23 protein-coding genes are annotated in these 22233 nt (G+C 34.3%); 12 read left to right on the forward strand and 11 right to left on the reverse strand.

The window, feature by feature from the left end; translation table 11 throughout:
* Window positions 1-165: 165 nt before the first annotated feature.
* Window positions 166-2052, forward strand: coding sequence for a molecular chaperone HtpG (htpG, locus tag BLT57_RS13865; RefSeq protein WP_091426541.1), 1887 nt, complete (start codon window positions 166-168; stop codon window positions 2050-2052).
* Between the two features lie 67 nt (window positions 2053-2119).
* On the opposite strand, the gene BLT57_RS13870 is transcribed toward htpG, so the two are convergent.
* A complete protein-coding gene (locus tag BLT57_RS13870) occupies window positions 2120-3499 on the reverse strand; it encodes a vanadium-dependent haloperoxidase (protein ID WP_091426542.1) in 1380 nt (459 codons plus the stop codon).
* A 342-nt stretch (window positions 3500-3841) separates the two neighbouring features.
* Here BLT57_RS13870 and BLT57_RS13875 point away from each other — a divergent pair, with 342 nt between their 5' ends.
* From BLT57_RS13875 to BLT57_RS13905, 7 genes are all read left to right on the forward strand, one after another.
* Entirely contained in the window at window positions 3842-4426 is a 585-nt protein-coding gene (locus BLT57_RS13875) for a Crp/Fnr family transcriptional regulator (RefSeq protein WP_091426859.1), read from the forward strand.
* Window positions 4427-4752: 326 nt separating this feature from the next.
* A complete protein-coding gene (locus BLT57_RS13880; protein ID WP_091426544.1) occupies window positions 4753-5385 on the forward strand; it encodes an MOSC domain-containing protein in 633 nt (210 codons plus the stop codon).
* Between the two features lie 346 nt (window positions 5386-5731).
* Window positions 5732-7066 carry an OmpP1/FadL family transporter gene (locus BLT57_RS13885; protein ID WP_091426545.1) on the forward strand — a complete coding sequence of 445 codons (1335 nt, stop codon included), beginning with the start codon at window positions 5732-5734 and terminating at the stop codon, window positions 7064-7066.
* 11 nt (window positions 7067-7077) lie between these two features.
* Window positions 7078-8322 carry an NAD(P)/FAD-dependent oxidoreductase gene (locus BLT57_RS13890; RefSeq protein WP_091426547.1) on the forward strand — a complete coding sequence of 415 codons (1245 nt, stop codon included), beginning with the start codon at window positions 7078-7080 and terminating at the stop codon, window positions 8320-8322.
* 22 nt (window positions 8323-8344) lie between these two features.
* Window positions 8345-8659, forward strand: a complete 315-nt coding sequence (locus BLT57_RS13895) for a TusE/DsrC/DsvC family sulfur relay protein (protein WP_091426549.1) — start codon at window positions 8345-8347, stop codon at window positions 8657-8659.
* Between the two features lie 34 nt (window positions 8660-8693).
* Window positions 8694-9209: a DsrE/DsrF/DrsH-like family protein gene (locus tag BLT57_RS13900; RefSeq protein WP_231928710.1), complete on the forward strand. Its 516-nt coding sequence runs from the start codon at window positions 8694-8696 to the stop codon at window positions 9207-9209.
* Between the two features lie 101 nt (window positions 9210-9310).
* Window positions 9311-10546 carry a DEAD/DEAH box helicase gene (locus tag BLT57_RS13905; protein WP_091426550.1) on the forward strand — a complete coding sequence of 412 codons (1236 nt, stop codon included), beginning with the start codon at window positions 9311-9313 and terminating at the stop codon, window positions 10544-10546.
* A gap of 59 nt (window positions 10547-10605) precedes the next feature.
* Here the strand turns inward: BLT57_RS13905 and BLT57_RS13910 are convergent, their stop codons facing one another.
* Genes BLT57_RS13910 through BLT57_RS13925 form a run of 4 tightly spaced genes read right to left on the reverse strand, consistent with a single transcriptional unit; the run spans window position 10606 to window position 13470 of the window.
* On the reverse strand, window positions 10606-11244 hold the full coding sequence (locus BLT57_RS13910) for a hypothetical protein (protein ID WP_091426552.1): 639 nt from the start codon (window positions 11242-11244) through the stop codon (window positions 10606-10608).
* A gap of 4 nt (window positions 11245-11248) precedes the next feature.
* Window positions 11249-12415, reverse strand: a complete 1167-nt coding sequence (locus BLT57_RS13915; protein ID WP_091426554.1) for a hypothetical protein — start codon at window positions 12413-12415, stop codon at window positions 11249-11251.
* Window positions 12396-12938, reverse strand: coding sequence for a hypothetical protein (locus BLT57_RS13920; protein ID WP_091426556.1), 543 nt, complete (start codon window positions 12936-12938; stop codon window positions 12396-12398). Before BLT57_RS13920 ends, BLT57_RS13915 begins: the two co-directional genes overlap by 20 nt.
* Window positions 12922-13470: an RNA polymerase sigma factor gene (locus tag BLT57_RS13925; protein WP_091426557.1), complete on the reverse strand. Its 549-nt coding sequence runs from the start codon at window positions 13468-13470 to the stop codon at window positions 12922-12924. Before BLT57_RS13925 ends, BLT57_RS13920 begins: the two co-directional genes overlap by 17 nt.
* 110 nt (window positions 13471-13580) lie before the next feature.
* On the opposite strand from BLT57_RS13925, the gene BLT57_RS13930 reads away from it, so the two are divergent.
* Entirely contained in the window at window positions 13581-14897 is a 1317-nt protein-coding gene (locus BLT57_RS13930) for a hypothetical protein (RefSeq protein ID WP_091426559.1), read from the forward strand.
* On the opposite strand, the gene BLT57_RS13935 is transcribed toward BLT57_RS13930, so the two are convergent.
* Both BLT57_RS13935 and BLT57_RS13940 read right to left on the reverse strand, forming a co-directional pair.
* Window positions 14894-15307, reverse strand: a complete 414-nt coding sequence (locus BLT57_RS13935; RefSeq protein WP_091426561.1) for a hypothetical protein — start codon at window positions 15305-15307, stop codon at window positions 14894-14896. The genes BLT57_RS13930 and BLT57_RS13935 overlap by 4 nt on opposite strands.
* Window positions 15288-15878 carry an RNA polymerase sigma factor gene (locus tag BLT57_RS13940; RefSeq protein ID WP_091426563.1) on the reverse strand — a complete coding sequence of 197 codons (591 nt, stop codon included), beginning with the start codon at window positions 15876-15878 and terminating at the stop codon, window positions 15288-15290. The genes BLT57_RS13935 and BLT57_RS13940 overlap by 20 nt, the downstream gene beginning before the upstream one ends.
* 149 nt (window positions 15879-16027) lie before the next feature.
* Between BLT57_RS13940 and BLT57_RS13945 the strand changes: the two genes are divergently transcribed.
* The 3 genes from BLT57_RS13945 to BLT57_RS13955 all read left to right on the forward strand — a co-directional run bounded on the left by BLT57_RS13945 (window position 16028) and on the right by BLT57_RS13955 (window position 17816).
* The gene (locus BLT57_RS13945) at window positions 16028-16375 is read left to right on the forward strand and encodes a DUF6249 domain-containing protein (RefSeq protein WP_091426564.1); all 348 of its coding nucleotides are present in this window, start codon (window positions 16028-16030) and stop codon (window positions 16373-16375) included.
* Window positions 16376-16489: 114 nt separating this feature from the next.
* Window positions 16490-17470 carry a hypothetical protein gene (locus BLT57_RS13950; protein ID WP_091426862.1) on the forward strand — a complete coding sequence of 327 codons (981 nt, stop codon included), beginning with the start codon at window positions 16490-16492 and terminating at the stop codon, window positions 17468-17470.
* Window positions 17463-17816 carry a DoxX family protein gene (locus BLT57_RS13955; protein WP_091420504.1) on the forward strand — a complete coding sequence of 118 codons (354 nt, stop codon included), beginning with the start codon at window positions 17463-17465 and terminating at the stop codon, window positions 17814-17816. Before BLT57_RS13950 ends, BLT57_RS13955 begins: the two co-directional genes overlap by 8 nt.
* Before the next feature lie 16 nt (window positions 17817-17832).
* Here BLT57_RS13955 and BLT57_RS13960 read toward each other — a convergent pair whose 3' ends face one another.
* The 4 genes from BLT57_RS13960 to pdhA all read right to left on the reverse strand — a co-directional run bounded on the left by BLT57_RS13960 (window position 17833) and on the right by pdhA (window position 22229).
* Window positions 17833-18522 (reverse strand): SDR family oxidoreductase, encoded by a 690-nt coding sequence (locus tag BLT57_RS13960; RefSeq protein ID WP_091426566.1) that lies wholly within the window; start codon window positions 18520-18522, stop codon window positions 17833-17835.
* Window positions 18509-19462 carry a M28 family peptidase gene (locus BLT57_RS13965; protein ID WP_091426568.1) on the reverse strand — a complete coding sequence of 318 codons (954 nt, stop codon included), beginning with the start codon at window positions 19460-19462 and terminating at the stop codon, window positions 18509-18511. Before BLT57_RS13965 ends, BLT57_RS13960 begins: the two co-directional genes overlap by 14 nt.
* A gap of 115 nt (window positions 19463-19577) precedes the next feature.
* Complete coding sequence (locus tag BLT57_RS13970; RefSeq protein ID WP_091426570.1) at window positions 19578-21227, reverse strand: pyruvate dehydrogenase complex dihydrolipoamide acetyltransferase; 1650 nt, start codon at window positions 21225-21227, stop codon at window positions 19578-19580.
* Window positions 21228-21230: 3 nt separating this feature from the next.
* Entirely contained in the window at window positions 21231-22229 is a 999-nt protein-coding gene (gene pdhA, locus BLT57_RS13975; RefSeq protein WP_091420510.1) for a pyruvate dehydrogenase (acetyl-transferring) E1 component subunit alpha, read from the reverse strand.
* Window positions 22230-22233: the final 4 nt, after the last annotated feature.

Genomic DNA, 22233 nt, shown 5'->3' on the forward strand with positions numbered 1-22233 from the left:
AGTGTTAAATAAGTATGCAAAATTAACCATTTCAGACTGAAATTCATCCGCATTCGTTATGCGTGCATAATATATTACAAGATGTCAGTTTGTCACGTTATCGGTATTGGTATCTTTTTTGTCTAGAGTAAGCTATTAACATTATTTAAATAAAACATATATATCATGACAAAAGGAAATATTAATGTATCGGTAGAAAATATTTTTCCGCTCATTAAAAAATTCTTGTATAGCGATCACGAAATATTTTTACGTGAATTAATTAGTAATGCTACAGATGCCACGCTTAAACTAAAACATCTAGCGAGTATTGGTGAATCTAAAAGTGAGTACGGAAATCCGCAAATTGAAGTTAAAATAGACAAAGATGCTAAGAAGCTTCATATCATCGATCAAGGTGTTGGTATGACTGCTGAAGAAGTTGAAAAATACATTAACCAAATTGCCTTTTCTGGTGCTGAAGAGTTTCTTGACAAATACAAAGATGCAGGCAAAGATGCTGGAATTATTGGTCATTTTGGATTAGGATTCTATTCTGCATTCATGGTGGCTGAAAAAGTAGAGATTATTACTAAGTCTCATAAAGACGAACCTGCAGCACATTGGACCTGTGATGGATCTCCAGAATTCACCTTAGAAACTTCTGATAAAACGGAAAGAGGATCAGAAATTATTCTTCATATTGCTGAAGATTCTACAGAGTTTTTAGAAGAAGGAAGAATAAGCGAGTTGTTATTGAAGTATAACAAGTTCATGCCAATTCCAATTAAATTTGGAACAAAAGAGGTGAATGTAGCACTTCCTGAAGATGCTCCAGAAGATGCAAAACCAGAAAAAACAACTGTAGATAATATCATAAATAACCCTAATCCAGCATGGACCAAACAGCCAACTGAGTTAGAAGATGAAAACTATAAAAGTTTTTACCGCGAGTTATATCCTGCACAATTTGAGGAGCCGTTATTTCACATTCATTTAAATGTAGATTATCCGTTTAACTTAACAGGAATATTGTATTTCCCGAAGATGACGAATGATTTAAACATTCAGAAAGATAAAATTCAACTTTATCAAAATCAAGTCTATGTGACTGATAATGTTGAAGGTATTGTCCCAGAATTCTTAACCATGTTAAGAGGTGTTATCGATTCTCCTGACATTCCATTAAACGTATCTCGTTCTTATTTACAAGCTGATGGTGCGGTGAAGAAAATATCTTCATACATCACACGTAAAGTGGCTGATAAGTTAAAGTCGTTATTCAATTCTAATCGTGAAGATTTCGAAAAGAAATGGGATGACATTAAAATAGTCATTGAATACGGAATGCTTTCAGAAGAAAAATTCTTCGAAAAAGCTGATGCTTTTGCTTTGTATCCAACAGTGGATGGTCAATATTACACTTACGAGGAATTATTCAATAAAATTAAAGCTAAACAAACCGATAAGGATGATAAGCTAGTTATTTTATATGCTTCGGATGTGGATGCGCAACATTCATATATCGAATCTGCTAAAGCAAAAGGTTATGAAGTATTACTATTAGATTCTCCTATAGTTTCGCATTTAGTTCAGAAATTAGAAACGTCGAAAGAGAATATTTCTTTTGCACGAGTTGATGGTGATCACATAGATAATCTCATCAAAAAAGAAGACACCACAATTTCTAAACTTTCCGAAGAGGAAAAAACAAAGTTGGATGAATTATTAAAAGAGGTGATTCCTTCAGAAAAATTCATGGTACAATTAGAGGCTATGGATAGTGATGCGTCTCCATTTATCATTACACAACCTGAATTTATGCGTCGCATGAAAGAGATGCAACAAACTGGTGGAGGTGGAATGAATATGTTTGGCAATATGCCAGAGATTCATAATCTTATTGTAAATACAAACTCTGAATTGGTTGGCGAAATACTCAACACTAAAACTAAGAAGAAACAAGAGCGTTTGATTACTCAAAGTTTAGATTTGGCGCGATTATCTCAAGGTTTACTCAAAGGTGAAGAGTTAACAAATTTCATTAAGCGTAGCTATGATATGATTAAATAAGCTCATACTGAACTCGGTTCAGTATCTTACAAATAACTAAAACCACTTTGTTCACTCAAGGTGGTTTTTAATTAGAAGACAAATCAAAATTATTCACGGCATCTGATATTTCATAACCCAGTCGCAGTCCTTCGGCACAATCAATTCGCATATGCACGCCAAGAGGGACTCTTGAGAAGGCAGCATCTTCAACCATATCAGTGATCGCATTAAACTGTCTTGGCGTTCCTCTAAATTCCGTTCTTCCTTCATGAGAACGATCTGTGAAATTAATAGTGTTTCCAAAAAAATCGATAAAAACGCCTCCAGCTGCCGAAACAAAACACGAATGCCCCGAAGGGTAACTTGGGAATGATGGATTTGGCCAGTTAATAAACCTATAAAGATTGGTTTCATAATCGGCATCAATAAATTCTTGAATATATACATTTGGTCGCATCACCATGTAGTTATATTTATCAGCCCATGTTGACACTGCTGCATCATTAAGAGCGAATCCCAATTTTAGTAATAGCGCTAAAGATGCATCATGACTGAAATCATTCTGTACAATTAATTGATTGGCAATAGAAATTTGTCTGCCAGGTGGGCTCATCATTAATCCTTCAACATCATCAGACCAAAACTCTGCAATCCATAAATCTTCATTATCTTCAGCCTTTGCTGCATTATTCACAGTATACACCTCACTCATTTGTGCAAAATATTCGCTATTTGAAGCTTCGCTATAATCAAGGGGTGGTAAACTGCTAGTTTCAACAGAAGAAATCACAAAGGTGCGCACAGATTCCCAATACGGAAATAAGGCGCGTTCTGGATCTGCACTATATGTCCAAAACCCTTCACCAACAGGTGGCTCATAAGATAATGGTTGTGGTTCTAGTATCTGTGTTTCTGCTTGAACATCTGTCTGACTATAGGCGATTACTTGGTCCGCTACATAACTGCCCCATTGCCGAGAATCTAGTAATAATTCATTAGACATGTTTTCTGCTAGCGCACTCTCTTTTGTGGTTTTAAACACGTCTATTTCTCCTTCAACGTCACCCGACGTATTATACATAAAGTGGTTCATGACCGCAGCATAGCAAGTATTTAACGCCACATTTTTATCTATACTCTCAGCTCGTTGAGACGTATCAATAGTTAAATTCTCAAGCCTTGTTGTATTAGAATTAAACCCTGTGATGTCAGCAACTACAGTTTCATAAGCGGCAAGATGAATATACGCTAATGCTCTAGCCGTTGCATTTGGACGCATACCGAATGAATACCGATCTTGCTGCAACCATATACCGTTCCACTCAATTATAAGTTGGGTCGTTTCATCAGAAACCAAAGGATCATCAGGACTTGGAATTAATTGACCATCGTCAGTATTACACGAACCAAATAAAAGCAGAGCGAATACCAACGTTAGCATCCAATTTAAGCGAGTAGTTTTCATTTCCTTCAATTTACTTTAATACTAATAGCACAAGCATTAATCAACACAAAAAAAACGCTTTGTCTCCTTATTTCGATTTAATTCTGAATTAAAAAGTAGAGTTCCTTAATCGACTAATGATACTTACAAGTTAAATTAATTTTTAAAAAAGACTATTTTTTTAAAGTGATTTTTTGTAAAAAACATGTATGTCATTTTATACTTACCCATGTTAAATGAAACCTGTTGTTCTATATGTGTCACAAAATAAACCGATCATCTGTTTTTTTAAACAAAAAAACGTTCCTTGAGTATTTTTCTTATGATTTTATGTATCTTAAGATGGTTAGTAACCATGTAAAAATGCAATCTGATAATTCTAAAATAAAAGATATTTTTAAAAATCTTTCTTTTTCCGAAAACGAAATAAAGATTATAGAATCTGTATTTCATAAAGTGAACTACAAAAAAGGAGATATGATTATCAAACCAGATGACAATGTTGATAATCAATACTATATTTTGGAAGGCTGCCTCCGTTCTTATTTTATAAATCGACAAGCCAAAGAACATACCGTACAATTTGGAATCAAAGACTGGTGGATTAGTGATTACACCGCATTTTTCTCAGATTCTAAATCCATTATGAATATTGAAGTTATAAAAGATGCCACATTATATAAATTATCTAAATCAGATAAAGAACATTTATATTCTGCAATTCCACGTATTGAGTCCTTTTTCAGAAAAAAATTAGAAAAGGCTTTTGCGGCATTTCAAAAACGCATATTATCAAATTTATCTGAAACAGCTGCTGTTCGATATAAAAACTTTATTAAGACCTACCCAAATATAGAACAGTGTGTAAAAAATTACCATATTGCGTCATACTTAGGGATCACTACTGAAAGTCTAAGCAGAATACGAAAAGACATTTCTCACTCATAATTTATTAACATATATCAATTTATTTAAAGCTAACTTATTGTAATTTTGTGACTTATAATAGTTAGATTGACATAACATTATTGTAAATCCCTATGATTAATAGCTGACAAAGCGCAAGTTTACCCAACTTGCGCTTTTTTGTTTTGAAACACCTTTATAATCACCCACTAGTCTTGAGTTCCCAGTTCTTAAATTGTCTTTCATTCTAGCCATCGACCCATATTTCAGATCTAGAAAAAGATTACAACGCAAGGTCCGCCATCACTAAAAGCAATACTATAAAAAATGATTCAACGCAATGAGATGGATTTTTGTAGTTTTATATTATGAAAATCATCTCGACCAATATCGCTAAACCAACAACCATCTTTTGGAATGGCAAAGAGGTGACCACAGGCATCTTTAAAAAACCTGTTGACTCGGCCATTCACCTCGGAAAAGAAAACGTGAAAGGCGATGAGGTTTCCGATAGAAAAGTCCATGGTGGTATATACAAAGCCTGTTATTTATTTTCTACAGATCATTATCCATATTGGAAAACCCTGTATCCAAATCTCAACTGGACTTACGGTATGCTTGGTGAGAACCTAACTGTTGAACATTTAAATGAAAAAGAACTTCATATTGGTGATATCTATAAGGTTGGAAATGCCTTAGTACAAATCACACTACCTAGAGAACCTTGTTATAAATTTGCTGCTAAATTTGAATCTACAACCGTAATAAAGGCCTTCGTTGCCCACGGTTACCCTGGCACTTATGTTCGTATTTTAGAAGAAGGCACGGTGAAAAATGCCGACACTTTTCAATTGGTGGAAAAAATAGAACATAGTATCTCCATTTGGGATTTTTTTGCGCTGTTATATGCGCAAAATAAAAACAAAGATCATATCCGATTAATTATGGATAATGAGGCTTTACCCCAACGAAAGAGACAGATACTAAAAGCTTTATTATAAGGAGACTCCTTATTATTAGACATTCCTTTTATTAAATCTAGATGATACCCGTTTGGTTTACCAGGTTATAGAAGCGCTTCAAGAGTAAACCTATTCAAACTTGATGTAATTACGTAGAAATAAAATTAAACTCAAGCCTCCAAAAAGACGCTATACACATTAGGTTTTCTCTATAGTATACTTGCAAAAATCTCCTGATGTTATGTAACATAGGTTACATAGGTATATGACAATTATCATGTTATTTTGAGGCACTTCAGAGTACCTTTATACAACTAAAAACATTATAACCATGTAATGTATGATAAGGTTAATTTTATCAGCTGTTACAACAAACTAAATAATCATGAGATCACTTTTTTCAACATTTTTGTATTTACTTTTTTCGGTTTCGGCTATCGCTCAAACTGGTCATATTATGCAAGGTGCAGGATCTGTGAACATGTCTATGGGTGGTGCTGCAACCGCACAACCTTTAGATATTTCAGGAGCTTTGCAATGGAACCCAGCTGCCATATCGACTTTTGATGGAACCATCATAAGTTTTGATATTGGATTATTCTCATCATCTCCAACATTATTCTCTACTGTTCCAGAATTTGATAGCATGGGTATGCCAACTGGTAATTTCTTTTCTGGTGTAACTGAAGACGATAGAGGCCTTTCACCTATGCCTGCTTTAGCAGTAGTTTGGGGAAAAGAAGGTAGCAAGCACACCTTTGGAGCTTCTGCTTTTGGTATTAGCGGATTTGGAGTGACGTTTCCAGAAAGTATGACAAATCCTATTAATGCTCCTCAAAGTATGGGTGGATTTGGTCGTATAGAATCCGATTATATTTTATTACAAATCGGTTTTACTTGGGCTTATGAATTAAGTGACAACTTTTCAATAGGTCTAGAACCAACTTTTAATTATGCCACTCTAGAATTAATGCCTAATCCAACAGCAAATCCTGGAGCATCTGGTTATCCTTCAACAGATAAAGCGACTGCAACTGGGTTTGGTGGTCAAATAGGACTATTTTATGATTCTAAAACAGGGTTTAAGGCTGGTTTATCCTATAAAAGCACTCAATCGTTCAGCAAGTTTAAATTCGATAACACCTATTTAGATGCTTCTACAGGCACTAATGAATTTAATATGGATTATCCAGCAATCTATTCCATTGGTTTGGGATACTCAAAATCTGATTTTGATATTGCTTTAGATTACAGATTAGTAGATTATGAAAACACAGATGGATTCTCAACTACGGGATGGACACCTACTGCATCAGTAAGTGGGTTTGGATGGCAAAACATTTCAATAGTTTCGGCTGGTGTTCAATATAAAGGTATCAATAAACTGCCTTTACGAGTTGGGTACACGTACAGTTCTAATCCGATAAACGACGACGTTGCATTTTTTAATATCCCAGCAACGGCGATTATTAAAAATGCATTTCAGTTAGGGTTAACTTATGAATTTAATGACCGACTTAATTTAAATGCAGTTTACCATCATGGTGATAGCGGAGGAAAAACTTCTGGTCAAATATTAAATCCTGGATTTATACCAAACTTCCCTCCTTATGGTGCAATCCCAGGTAGTAATGTATCCTACGAGATGACTACAGATTTATTTATGATAGGATTTAATTACACGTTTAAAAGAAAAGAGGTAAAAAATAACGACTTATAAAAAACAATATAATGAAAGAGCTACTCATATTAGGTGCAGGGACGTCAGGGACAATGATGGCGAATCATCTTCGAAAAACACTTCCTAAAAAGGATTGGAATATAACAATAGTGGATCAGGAAGAAACACATTATTATCAACCTGGATTTTTATTTCTACCTTTCGATTTATATAAATCGAAAGATGTTAAAAAGAAAATAGATAAGTTCATTCCTAAAGGTGTTCAATTAATTAACGAAAAAATTGATCGCATAGATAAAGACAATGATATCGTTCTACTTAAAAACAATACATCTTTAAAATATGACATTTTAATTATAGCCACAGGAACAAAAATTGCTCCGCAAGAAATAGAAGGCATGTTAGGTGATCATTGGTATGATACTGTATTTGATTTTTACACCTTTGAAGGTGCACGAAACTTGCGTAATAAATTAAGAAATTGGGAAGGTGGCAAATTGGTTGTTCATATTACTGAAATGCCTATTAAATGTCCAGTAGCTCCTTTAGAATTTGCTTTTTTAGCTGACTCTTACTTCATTAATAAAGGAATGCGAGATAAGGTTGACATTACATATGTAACACCAATGTCAGGTGCATTTACAAAACCAAAAGCAACAGAAGCCCTAGAGCACTTATTAGATCAAAAACATATTAAAGTAGTTCCTGACTTTAATATAGAACACGTCGACGGAGCTCATCAAAAAATTGTCGATTATGCAGGTGAAGAGGTTGCATATGATCTATTAGTCACGGTCCCAACTAATATGGGTGACGATATGATTGAACGTTCAGGATTTGGTGATGAATTAAATTTTGTACCCACTGATAAGGCTTCCCTTCAAACCACCGTTAAGGACAATATTTTTGCCATAGGTGACGCGACTAACATACCTGCTTCTAAAGCCGGTTCTGTTGCCCATTTTGAAGCAGAAATATTAACCGAAAACATCAAGAGATATATAGCAGGCGAAGCACTCAAGAAAGAATATGATGGTCATGCCAATTGCTTTATAGAAACGGGTCATGGAAAAGCCTTACTGATAGACTTTAATTACAATCAAGAACCAGTAAAAGGCACATTCCCTTTCCCAGGTGTAGGTCCATTAAGTTTATTAAAGGAAACACACATGAATCATATGGGTAAATTAGCTTTCCGATGGATTTATTGGAACATGCTTATTAAAGGCAAACATATTCCTTTCGTATCTGCAACAATGAATACCGCAGGAAAACAATTAGAAGAATCAGTATAATAATAAACTAAATCTTAAAATAATGGTAGTAGAAAAAATATATGGAGAACTGTGTGTCACATGCAATGCACAAGGTTATTTAACCGATTTAAATCAATGGACAAAAGAAGTTGGTTCAGAAATCGCTAAAGAAGAAGGTATTGAAATGACAGATAAACATTGGGAAGTCATTACTTATTTACAAGATCAATGTAGAAATCAAGTTCCTTTAAGTATCAGAAAAATTGGTAAAAGTGGTGTTGTAAGCATCAAAGAATTCTATCAACTCTTTCCTAAAGGACCTTTAAAAATATCGAGCAGAATTGCTGGTATACCAAAACCCGTAAGTTGTATATAACTCAGGTTATCACTAATCAATAAATACTATTAAAATGGAAAATACTATGTCAAGCCCTGTAAATGAAAAAAAGGAAGGTAAAAAACCCATCAAAAAAATGATGCTTATTTTATCTAAGGCAACAATAGATAATGTTTATGCTTGCTTTATTCTAGCAAATGGTGCTCGAATGGAAGGTATCGAGTCAGAAATATTTTTTACGTTTTTCGGATTGGAAGCGATTCAAAAAAAGAAACTTGAACATTTACGTGTTGCTACCGTTGGAAATCCAGGTATGCATATTCCAACCATGCTAGGCGGTTTACCAGGAATGGAAGCCTTGGCAACCAAAATGATGAAATCTGAAATGGAAAAACTAGATATTCCGCCAGTTGGTGAATTCTTAGAAATTCTTTCAGCCTCAGGAACTAAACTATGGGCTTGTAAATTAGCAATGGATATGTTCCATCTTGGAAAAGAACACTTAGTTGAAGATCTTGATGGTGTATTAACCGTTGGTGATTTCTATGCACGAGCACAAGGCGACAATACACATCTACTCTTTATCTAACTTCTTATGATTACAATGAAAAAAACCACTTTGCTCAGGCAAGGTGGTTTTTTAATTAAGACTACAAGTTTTAAACTATCTTTGTCCTTAAACATGATGCCATGTCATTTAAAGACTTAAAACTTAATAAGCCCATTCTAAGAGCCGTTGCCGAAGCTGGTTATGACAACCCTACCTTAGTCCAAGAACGCACCATACCTTTAGTATTAGAAGGTAAAGATGTGATTACCTCAGCTCAAACAGGAACTGGAAAAACAGCAGCTTTTGCTTTGCCAATCTTACAGTTATTATTTGACAAACAAGATGCTCCTAAAAAAGGAAAAAAAATTAGAGCATTGATTGTAAGTCCGACACGAGAATTAGCTATTCAGATAGCTAAAAATTTCGAAACTTATGCAACATATACCAATCTGAAATCTGCTGTGGTTTATGGCGGCACATCTATTGAACCTCAAAAAGATATTTTGAAGAAAGGTATCGATATTTTGGTGGCAACACCTGGACGACTCTTAGATCTTCACAAACAAGATTTATTGAATCTAGATTATATTGAAACCTTTGTATTAGACGAAGCTGACCTCATGCTTGATATGGGATTTATAGATGATGTCAAGAAGGTTGAACGTTTGTGTCCTGAAACGAAACAAACCCTTCTATTTTCAGCAACAATGCCATTTAAAGTAGAGCAACTAGCCAACTCTATTTTAAAAGACCCAGTACGGATTGAAGTGACTCCTACCTCTTCGGTAGCAAAAAATGTTAGCCAAGTATTATATTACGTACCAAAACAAAATAAAGTAGAATTGTGTTTACATATACTTCGGAATACTGTAAAAGGCAACATCCTTATTTTTAGACGCACCAAGTTTGGTGTAGACAAACTCCATGAAACACTTATAAAAAACGGTTATACAGCGGAACGTTTGCACGGTGACCGTTCGCAAAACGAACGTCAAAATGCACTGGCCGATTTCAAACGCGGAAAAGTCAATATTCTTATAGCGACTGATGTTGCTGCCCGTGGCATAGACATTAATGAACTGGACGCTGTTATCAATTTTGATTTACCAAATATTCCAGAAACCTATGTTCATCGTATTGGTAGAACTGGTCGTGCTGGTGAATTTGGAAACTCATATTCATTTTGTTCTGCTGATGAAAAATCCTATGTAAAAAATATTCAGCAATTGATTAACGTGCAAATTCCAATTGCGGAAGACCATCCGTATCCATTAGATCCGAAAGCAAAACCGATTGTTCATAAAAAACAAGGAAGTAAGTATAAAAAAGGACGTAAAGGTGAGGGTTCTAAAAAGAAAAAGAAACGTTGGTATTAAGCCATAAAAAAAGCCATTAGTTAGTCACTCATGGCTTTTTTGATACTATGATTTTTACACTATTCAAATTTCATTTCAAAAAGCAAATAATGCTCGATACCAAATTTCTCTCCCCATGTTTCAACTGCATCACCTGAAGTTCCAATTTCGCACCACGAATTTGAACCATCTGGGCGCTCGTATGGTAATATATAAGCCAAAAAATTAAACTTTTCATTATAACCAATGTCCAAATTACTTTCGTCAGCAAGGTTACGCAAAGCATAATCGTCAGACGCTATAGCATCGTAAGTTTTGGTGACACTAAATCTTGAAAACTTAAAGGTTAGCTTTAATTTATTATCACGAGTTCGCTTTGATATCACTCGCATTTTAAGCATCGAATCTTTTAGGGTTTCAAATTGGGGGAGACCAAGTGTTTTGCTATTTAAAACTGTGGTATCTGAAACCACTTCTCCATTCCAAATCTCTTTTACGGTTAAGTGATAGCTCTTCCCTTTTAACTCCTTTCCTGAAAACTTAATTTTCATATAATCGATGCCTTCAAAACTTAAAATATCCCTTATTTCGATATTATCAGAAGCGTATTCGGTTTCCATATTTAAACCTGAAGTCGCTTTAAAATTTAGGTCGTTTGTTTGCGCATTTAGAGTGCTGAAGCAAATGAATGCAACAGCTAGTGTGATTAAATTTTTCATGTGTTTATTGTTTTGGTTTGATGAATGTATCGTTTGCTGTGTAGAGAATACCTCTAACCATATCTAAATTAATAACTCCAGAAAAATGCCCTTTACCTTTGGCTTTGCGCTCCATCATATTAAATTTTTTATCGCTTTTTGTGGGTTGCATTGTGATAGACATATTTTCAAAATGATTGACTGTATTATTACCAACCACACTTAAACTGAAGTCATAGGTTTCGGGATAGAAAAAATAGAGTTTCGTATATTCTGAAAAGAAATCAAATCGATTAAAGTCTTTAGCCCAATTGTAAAACCAAAATTCGCCATTAAAGTCTGTGATGTTAACCTTATCTCGAATTTCACCGATTTCAATTTTAGAAAATTCAGAATTTATAGTTACATCTTGCAAGCTTCCAATCTTTCCATTTGTTACATTATCAAAAGAAAAGTCACCTCCTGAAATCCCTTCAAATTCAAAGCTCGCTTGATCGATTTTAAATTTATTATAGGTATTACTTAAATACTTGCCTTTTAAAGTTCCTTTTTTTAGGTTTAAGGATATTTCATTAGTGACATCATCTAAAAATGAAATTTGTGCATGATTACCGATAATTTTAACGTTTATAAAAGCGGGTATTTTGATCACAAATCTACTTTTATACATTTTAACTTTTTTAAAATCTATTGCTTTCTTTTCGCCATTTTTGTCAAGCATCTTGAAGTTTTTAAACATCAAATTCTTAAACTCTCCACCTCTTATCTCTTTTATAATTGAGTCTTTAGATTTTCTATAAATAGTATCATTAGCCCTTCCAATTTTGAATTCATCATTATCTAGGGTTAAACCAAAAGGAGCATCGAGTTGGTAAGCAATTTTTGAAATATTTTGGTAGCTAGAAGCATGGAGGGTTAATGTGTTTTCAAATTGTACCGCCTCAACTTTAATGTCATCTATAAACGACTGGATTTCCTTTTTAGAATATTGACTAAACTCAACGGTATAATTGAAATGAATTTTTCCATCAGTAGAGGTTTCAATCGCTACGGTTGTATTATCAAGATTCAATATGGCCTGTGTATTTTTATTTGCTGAAAAACTCTCAGAATACACGACTTTTTTCTGTGCAAAAATGGGTCCAGATGTGATGAGTATCAGCCAACAAATTTTAAATGCTAATTGTTTCATAGTGTTCGTTTTTTTGATGTAATGATTTGATGTGTTCTTGTATGTCTTTTAATAATTGAAGTCTCATTTGAAGATTTTGAACTAAAGCTTCAATGATCAACATATTGTTGGTATTTGCTTTAAATTGTTTTGAGATGTTCTGATAGTCGATGTCTAAACCATCTAATTTCTCTTTGTATCGCTTTACAAGTTTTTCATCATTAGCCACTCTTATAAAGTTGTGCCATTCTTTGTCTATACTTGCTAAGTACTGCTGTTCAATAGCATCTATTTGCGTTTCTATTGGTGTCTCTTCAACAATTTGGTTAGTCACATTATCAGTTGTTTTAAATATCATAAAAGTAAAGGCTAAAAATAAAACAACTATAGCCGCTACTTTATACACATAGTTGGCATTTAACCTAAATGTTCGTCTCGGTCTAGAGGCTTTGAGTTTATCGTAGAACTCTTGCCTATGGTTAGCTGGCAACTGTTTTCCAGAAGCCTTATTATCTTTAAATAAATCTCTAATATCTTGCTTCATTGTAATGTGTTTTTAAAATTTCCTGAAGTTTTAACCGCCCACGTCTTAAATGGGTTCGTGATGTTTGTATTGGAATATTAAGTATGTTAGATATTTCCTCATGGTCATAGCCTTCAATAAGGTATAATTTGACAACGACCTGATGTTTGCTTGGTAATTTTCCGATTGCATCAAGTACTTGTTGCTTGGATATTTCCGCATTAAAATCCCAACTAGTATCGTCGTCTTCAATAGTTAGATTGGATATTTCTGATGCTGTGAACTCCAATCGTTTCTTTTTTAAATCGTCGATACATTGATTGATAACGATACGTTTTAACCATGATCCAAATGTGAAACTTTCTGTAAAACCATCAAGTTTTGAAAATGCTTTGATAAAACTCTCTTGCATCGCATCTTTCGCATCTTCTTCATTTAAATACCGACAAGCTATTTGAAACATAGCTTGACAGTACAAATCATAAATTTGCATCATCGCCTTCTCTTCTCCTTGCTTGCAGCGATCTATTAAAATGGTATGCGCTTTAGACATGTAGCTTTGGTTAGTATTCAGTATTAAAAACGAAAAAAAATGTTTAGCGTTTCAAAATTCTTAAAAATTTTTGATAAAAGTGATTATCTTTAATCTCAAATCCTAGTCAAATGAGCCAAGATTACAATAATCCTGCATTTAAAAAACTACTACAAAAATTACAGGAAGAGAGTTGGCAGTTAGAATTACTTATTTCTGGTTTTGCCATTTTTGGTTTATTTCAGGCAACCACGCCTTTGAGTATAGCTTCTCAAGAGGCCAGAAATAATGAACATTTATTTTTATTCGTAATCTTAATTGTTGCAACGGTTTCATGCTATATTTTATTATTTAATCTGCTGCTTCACGTCATATTAAGAGGCCTTTGGATTGGCGCTCTTGGCTTGCGCTATGTCTCTGGTGATATTGATTATGAAGAATTAAATTACAGTCAGAAATTCACAACATATCTAAAACATAAAATTGGTTCATTTGACAGATATATAGGGAATCTAGAAAATTACTGTAGTGTTATTTTTGCGATTTCATTCTTACTCATTTTTTATGTCATCGCATTTACGCTAACCTTTACCTCCATTGGACTAATCGCATATTATTTGCTTGATAACAAAACTAATTCTTATGAATGGATAGGTGTCCCTTTAATTTTATTTATCGTTTTTGGAATGCTTTTTACCTTCATAGATTTTCTCACTCAAGGTTGGTTAAAGAAAAAAAAGTGGACCTCGACTATTTATTTTCCAATCTACTGGGTATTTAGTTTTATCACATTATCATTTTTATACAGACCTCTAGTTTATAATTTTTTAGACAACAAATTTGGCCGTAGAATTAGTTTCGCTTTAGTCCCAATTTATTTTTTAATCCTAATGGCAACTAGTTTTAATTACAAACTCTCAAATTATTTAGAATTAGGTCTCAATTCAAATGCATATACCGCAAACAAGGTTAATTATGAAGATCTATTAGACAAAGAAAAAGGTCAATTTATAAGAACGGCGTCAATTCCATCTAAGGTTATTACTGATAGGTATCTCAAAGTTTTTGTGTTATATTCTGAAAATACTGAAGATATTATTTTTGAGTTTAGACCCGATCTTAAACCTGATGATGATACCAGAGGTTTAGGAACTGAAATGAATTTTAGTAATGATTTTTCCGAATTGAGGAAACGAGATAGTCTGAGGCCAGAATATATGAAAACCCTTAATAGCATCTATAACTTCAAGATAGATTCGGTAACCTATAAGCCGCAATTTGTGCTTACCGAAAGCACTACTGAACAGTTTGGCTTTGAAACCTATCTAGACTTAAAAAATGTTCCTAACGGAAAACATCAATTAAATGTGATTCGTAAAAGTCTTAGAAAAAAAGATACCGTAGAGAGTACAAGAGTTAGAATTCCGTTTTGGTATTTTAAAGATTAAACGTCTAAACGCTGATTAAAATACCGCTTTAATAATGGAATTTGAATACATAACATAATAGCAAATAATACTACAGAATAGATAACTGTTTGCGAAAACTCCATACTTGCTAAAGGGTTTGTAAACTCATAATTAGAAAAACGTTCTAAACCTAAATCGCTTAACAGGCCGTTTTCTGATTTTGAAGTCCCAAAAACACTATAACCTAAAATAGCTATCATTCCAAAAGCTATTAATATCCACGAACGCATAGAAATCAATGGCTCATAAGCTGTGACTTTATATGTATGTAACATGTTTATTCGGGACATAAGTGTTTGAGTGAAATCTAACGACGGACTTTCAATTGTTGATTCCCCTATCACTTTTCGGGATAAATTGTCTAATAGTTTATCTGCGCTCTCTTTCATAATATTCAATTATTTCTGGTTCTAACTGTGCTCTTAATATGGCTGCCAACTTTTTACGACATCTAAACAATTTCACTTTAATCGTATTTGCTGTAATACCAACAATCTTAGAAATTTCATCTAAAGATAAGTCATCAAAATAATATAAAGTCAATAAAAAGCTGTCTTCATTAGGCAAAGATGCAATACAGCGTTTCATTGCTAATTCTTTCTCTTTTACCTCCATTTGATCTAAAGCACTGTCTATTGTTTTTACCTGATGTTCTGTAAACTCATTAATTTCAACATCATTAATATATTTTTTATTTTTTTTTATCCGATCTAAACAGGTGTTGTAGGCCACACGATAAATCCAAGTCGAAAATTTAGAATCTCCTTTAAATTTATCTAAGGATTTATAGGCTTTTATAAACGTATCTTGAGCAACTTCTTCCGCTTCCTCTCTGTTTTTCAACATACGCAATGCCAATGTGAACACCAAATCTTTATAATTATCCACCAGCATCGAAAAAGCATTTGTATTGCCATCGATAATTTGATTGATGAGTATTTGATCGTTGTTGGTGGTCATTTTGTTTTAAGACGACACAATTAACCCTAAGGTTACAATTTCCGAAAAATATTTTTTTAATCTTTTTTAAACTAATCTGTAACCAAAACTCAAAACCTGTCGTCATAAGCTCAGAACATTTAAATTTAATCAATTAAAAACGAAACATTATGGGATCAGAATTAATCATTATACCAATTATATTTGGTGCAATCTTTGGAGTATTTTATTTATATTTTTCAACGCGAAACAAAGAACGTTTAGCACTTATCGAAAAAGGTGCCGATGCAAGTATTTTTATGAAAGGTAAACAGCACGCAGCGCCAATCTGGAAAGTACTTACCCTTAACCTTTCCCTTTTATTAATGGGCATAGGGCTAGGAACTTTTATAGCATCTATTATAGATAATTACTCAACATTAGACGAAGACGCCATTTATCCTGCAACAATTTTCTTTATGGCTGGAGTGGGACTTTTTATAGGCTTTAATATGACCAAAAACCTTGATAAAGAATAAATTTCATATCACCAACTAAACTTAAAAGCCACTGTTAATCGACAGTGGTTTTTTTATTTACATCGCTTAATGTGTATATTAGACAAGATGAACTCCAATATATACATTCAATCTATGAAACACCTATTTTGTAACCTACTCGTCTTCATATTAGTGAGCAGTGCCAGTTCACAAACTACAATTGTCGACGAAGAAACGCAATACCCTGTGTCTTATGCAACTATCTCATTTGGTGACGGACAAGGTTTATTTGCAGATGATGATGGTTTATTTATATTCACTAAAAAACTGTATCCAGATGTAGATTCACTATATATTTCTGCCTTAGGCTACAAAGATTTAGCAATAGCTACAATAAATCTTCCAACGACTATTGAGATGCAAATAGAAGCTAATAAGCTCGATGAAGTTATTGTAAACGCTAAAATAAATAGAAAGTTCAAAAAAGAAACCTTAAAACCATATTTAGATGACGACTATTATAAATGCTGGCTACCTACTATAGAAAGTGAAATCGCAGTGTTTTTCCCGAATGACAATGACAAATTAAAAAAAATTACGTCTGTGTTATTTCCAATTACTTTAGAATCTAAAGATTGGAATAAACGCAAACGGTCAAATGCCGATAAGCGTAAATTTTCAACCTTGTTTAAAGTGAAATTCTATAAGAATGATAACGGCATTCCAGGTGACGTCATGACCTATTCAAATATTGTATTTCGAGTCACTGAAAAAAATGGTGATGCGTTCAAACTCGATATCTCAGAGCACAATTTATTTATTCCGAAGGGTGGTTTTTTTGTATCCTTACAGGTTCTTGGATACACAGATCCAAACGGAAAATTACTGCCAAATAAGAAGTATAAAGAGATTAAATCTAAAAACGGTATTGTAAAAATCCCAACTAATTTTAGACCGCTCTTACCCTTTACAGATGAAATTAATCAACACCACACCTATATTAAACGTGTGTTTATTAGTGGGAACAAATGGGTACAGTTCAAACAAGGCAATGGTATTGAATCAAGTTTATTAAGAACTAACCTCAACAATTATGGTGTTGGCATGACTTATAATATCTATAAAGATGACTAGTGCTTGGCACCTATATGTGATGGCTGTGATGTATATTATCGCTGGTATTATGCATTTTGTCAAACCAAAACTCTATCTGCGTGTCATGCCAAGATATTTACCATACCATAAACCCTTGGTGTTTTGGAGTGGTATAGCGGAAATAGCATTGGGTATTGGTTTATGCATACCAGATTTAAAAACCATTTCTATTTATGGTATCATTGCCATGCTCGCAGTATTCTTACTCGTACATTTTTATATGTTATCTGGTAAGAAAGCATCGGCTGGTGTGCCAAATTGGCTCCTTATACTTCGCATTCCTTTGCAGTTTGGTTTGATGTATTGGGCTTGGTGGTATTTATAATTTGACTAGTCAATAATTAAGGTGTTGAATTAGACACCTGTAAGACTTTCCCATTATAATATTTATTTCCATTAAGTGCAAAATCTTGAATATAGGTTGCCATTTCCAAAGCGGTAGTTGGTGCTTGATAGTCTGGAAAAGCTTCTTTCAGCATTTCGGTTTGAACAGCACCTAAAGCGAGCACATTAAATTGTGGACCCGTCTCTTTATATTCTTCGGCTAATAATTCGGTAAGGGTTATTACGGCTCCTTTACTTGAGCTGTAAGCTGCTAATCCCGGGAATTTCATACTACCTTGAATGCCTCCCATTGAACTTATAGTTACGACATGTCCGTCGTTCTTCATGTAAGGCAACACAATACGCGTCATTTCAGAAACACCAAAAACATTGGTTTCATAAACCTTTGTAAAATCCTTAAACGTCGTTTCTGCAAATGGTTTATTAAGTAACATCCCAGCATTATTGATTAGAATATCAACATGCTTCCATTCATTCTGAATAAACTGTTCAACTTTTTGGTAATCATCTTCCTCGCATAAATCGAAAGCAAATGATTCTATGTTGTCGAAATGAAGATTATTTACGGGTTGTGCATTTCTTGATAAGGCTAATACATTATGACCTTGTTTAGCAAACAAATGAACTAGTTCAAAACCAATTCCACGACTGGTGCCAGTTATAATTATATTCTTAATCTGCTTCATACATTATAATTTCTTTAGTCTCTGTGTTACTCATTGTTTCTATTGCAGGTATCACGGCATTAATCAAACTTGCCATATGCTCATAATCTAACTTATCTATTTCATCATCAGCATGATGATAATAATCATAATTGGAAAGATCGCATGATGAAACTGTATGACAAGGCAACTTAAATTCTTTATAGAACGCATAGTTATCAGACTGTCTAAATAAATTGTATTTTTTTGCAATTTCAGAAAACCCAATAAAATTAGACCCCAAATATTCATTCATTTTTTGAGCAATATTTGATTTTTCAAAACCAGTCACAAATGCCGTATAATCGCGATCTTTAAAAGGCACACCAATCATTTCGAAGTTAATCATGGTGTATAGGTTAAGGTTTTCAGATTTCAATCGTTGCGCTAAATGTTTAGATCCCAAGAGTCCCATTTCTTCAGCAGAAAACAAAGCGATCATAATACTGCGCTTATTATTTTTCTTAGTTGCGAAATACTTGGCTATTGCCATAACAGCACTTGTTCCTGCCGCATTATCGTTTGCACCATTAGCTATTGAATCATTCTCTATAGCTTTTGCATATCCGATGTGATCGTAATGTGCTCCTAACACAATAACCTCATTCTTAAGTGTTGTATCTGTACCTTCAATAAAACCAACCACATTAAATGCGTCCATTTCACCAACTTTAAAGTTATCTCTATATGTATCGTAATACGGTTTTACACCAAAAGTTTTCAACTGATTTTCAATGTAAGTTGCAGATGCATTAATGCCATCCGAACCTGTGTTACGACCTTGATTTTTGTCTGAAGCCAAATACATCACGACTTCTTTAACTTCGGCACTCGAAATAGTGATTGATTTGGATTCTGTTTTTACGGAGGACTTACAGCCTAGAATAAGTAATAAAACAACTAATGGAAAAAGTTTTTTCATGTAGATTATTATTTGTCACTAAAGATAAAAAAACCCGAATTGAAAAAAATATCAAATCAGGCTTTTAATATCGTAAGTATCTGAACTAAGTTCAGTATTATAAATTTTATTTAATTTAAACGAGCATTGTTACAGGATTCTCAATATAGCCTTTTAACGTTTCTAAAAATTGAGCTCCTGTCGCACCATCTACAGTCCTATGATCACAGGCCATTGTCAATTTCATTGTATTGCCAGGAACAACTTGTCCATTTTTAACTACTGGCTTAGACACTATAGCTCCAACTGATAAGATTGCAGAGTTTGGCTGATTTATGATTGAGGTAAAACTCTCAATGCCGAACATTCCTAAATTAGAAATTGTAAAGGTACTACCCTCCATTTCGTCTAAAGTTAGTTTCTTGTTGCGAGCACGTCCAGCATAATCTTTTACCGCAGCTCCAATTTGTGGCAAACTTTGCTCATTTGCAAAACGCACCACAGGAACAACAAGGCCATCAGGGACTGCAACTGCAACACCTATGTGTACATGATTATTAAGTTGCATTCTATGATCAAACCATTGTGAGTTCACTTGTGGATGTTGACGCAACGCTAAAGCACAAGCTTTCACAATCATATCATTATAAGAGATCTTTGTATCTGGTATGGAATTGTACTGTGCTCTAAAAGCCATTGCATTTTCCATATCAAACTCCACATTTAAGTAATAATGTGGTGCTGTAAATTTCGATTTTGCTAAATTTTTAGCAATCGCTTTACGCATATTTGAGTTTAGAACTTCATCAAAATCTTCCTGACCAGAAGGCACAAATTTAGCTACTGGCGCTGAAGACTGGGCTGTTATTACTGGTGTAAAGTTTTCTATATCGCGTTTAACAATTCGGCCATTCTCCCCAGAACCTTGGACTTGAGACAAATTGATCCCTTTTTCTTCAGCCATTTTCTTTGCTAACGGCGACACAAAAATTCGACCATTATTTGTAGAAACAACTCCTGTGCTAACTTGAGCAGTAGCAATTGTTTTCTTTGACTCTGTTTTTGGAGTCGCTATAGTTTCTTGTTTTGGAGTTTCTTCTGTTTTTGCTTTAGAAGATGAAGCTCCAACTTTAAAGTTTTTCGCCACAGCAGACACATCTGTACCTGCAGGCCCAATGATTGCTAAAAGTGCGTCTACTTTAGCAGATTCACCTTCATTTAAACCAACATGTAATAAAGTTCCCGATTGGAACGATTCAAATTCCATAGTCGCTTTATCAGTTTCAATTTCTGCTAAAATATCACCTTCTTCAACAGCATCACCTACCTTTTTCAACCAAGTCGCGACAGTCCCTTCTTCCATTGTATCGCTCAATCGAGGCATAGTCACTACTATAACTCCTTCGGGTATTTCAACGTCATTAGATGTCTCAGCATCTTGAATGTCTTCAGATTGTTTTTCAAGGTCTTCTGACTCTTTAGCTGCGTTAACATCATCAACCTTATTTTCAGAAGCTCCACCAATTAATAGACCTGAGATGTCTTCTCCTTCTTCACCAATAATGGCTAAAAGCGAATCAACTTTAGCTGTTTCGCCTTCTCCGATACCGATATGAAGTAAAGTTCCTTCATTGAAAGATTCAAACTCCATTGTAGCCTTATCAGTTTCAATTTCAGCTAAAATATCACCTTCTTCAATTTTGTCTCCTACTTTTTTTAACCAAGTGGCAACAGTTCCTTCTTCCATTGTATCGCTCAAACGCGGCATATTAATTACTTCTGCCATAGCTTATATTTTGTGTTGTATAAATGGATAATCTTCTTGTTCGTATACGGCATCGTACATCACATTTAAATCTGGATAAGGAGAATCTTCGGCAAATTGCTCACATTCTTTAACCAAATCTTTAACGCGCTTGTCCATGACTTTAATCTCGTCGTCGGTGGCATATTTCTTTTCTAAAAGAATATCTTTTACCTGAGTGATTGGATCTATTTTCTTGTACTCTGCCACTTCGTCTTTCGTTCTATAATGCTGAGCATCACTCATCGAATGACCTCTATAGCGATAAGTTTTAACCTCTAAGAATGTTGGCCCACCACCAGTTCGTGCTCTTGTAATAGCTTCGTCAAAAGCTTCGGCAACTTTCACTGGATTCATCCCATCAACAGGACCACAAGGCATTTCATATCCTAATCCGAGTTTCCATATATCCGTATGGTTTGCAGTACGTTCAACAGAAGTTCCCATTGCATAACCATTATTTTCACAAACAAAAACAACTGGCAAATTCCAGAGCATTGCTAAGTTAAATGTCTCATGCAATGACCCTTGACGTGCAGCACCATCTCCAAAACAACATAAGGTCACAGCATCACTTCCATGGTATTTATCCCCAAATGCTATACCCGCTCCTAATGGAATTTGACCCCCAACGATTCCATGACCACCATAAAACCGATGTTCTTTTGAAAAAATATGCATTGATCCACCTAACCCTTGAGAGGTCCCTGTAGCCTTACCATATAATTCCGCCATGACACGCTTAGGGTCCACACCCATCCCAATAGGCTGAACGTGGTTTCTGTATGCCGTAATCATTTTATCTTTCGTCAAATCCATAGCATGAAGCGCTCCAGCTAACACCGCTTCTTGACCATTATATAGGTGAAGAAATCCTCTTACTTTTTGTTGAATGTAAACTGCAGCAAGTTTGTCTTCAAACTTTCTCCAGAATAACATGTCTTCATACCATTTTAGGTAAACTTCTTTTGTTATTTTTTGCATTGGT

Source organism: Formosa sp. Hel1_31_208 (genome assembly GCF_900104785.1).
In the GTDB taxonomy this organism is placed as follows: Bacteria; Bacteroidota; Bacteroidia; order Flavobacteriales; family Flavobacteriaceae; genus Psychroserpens.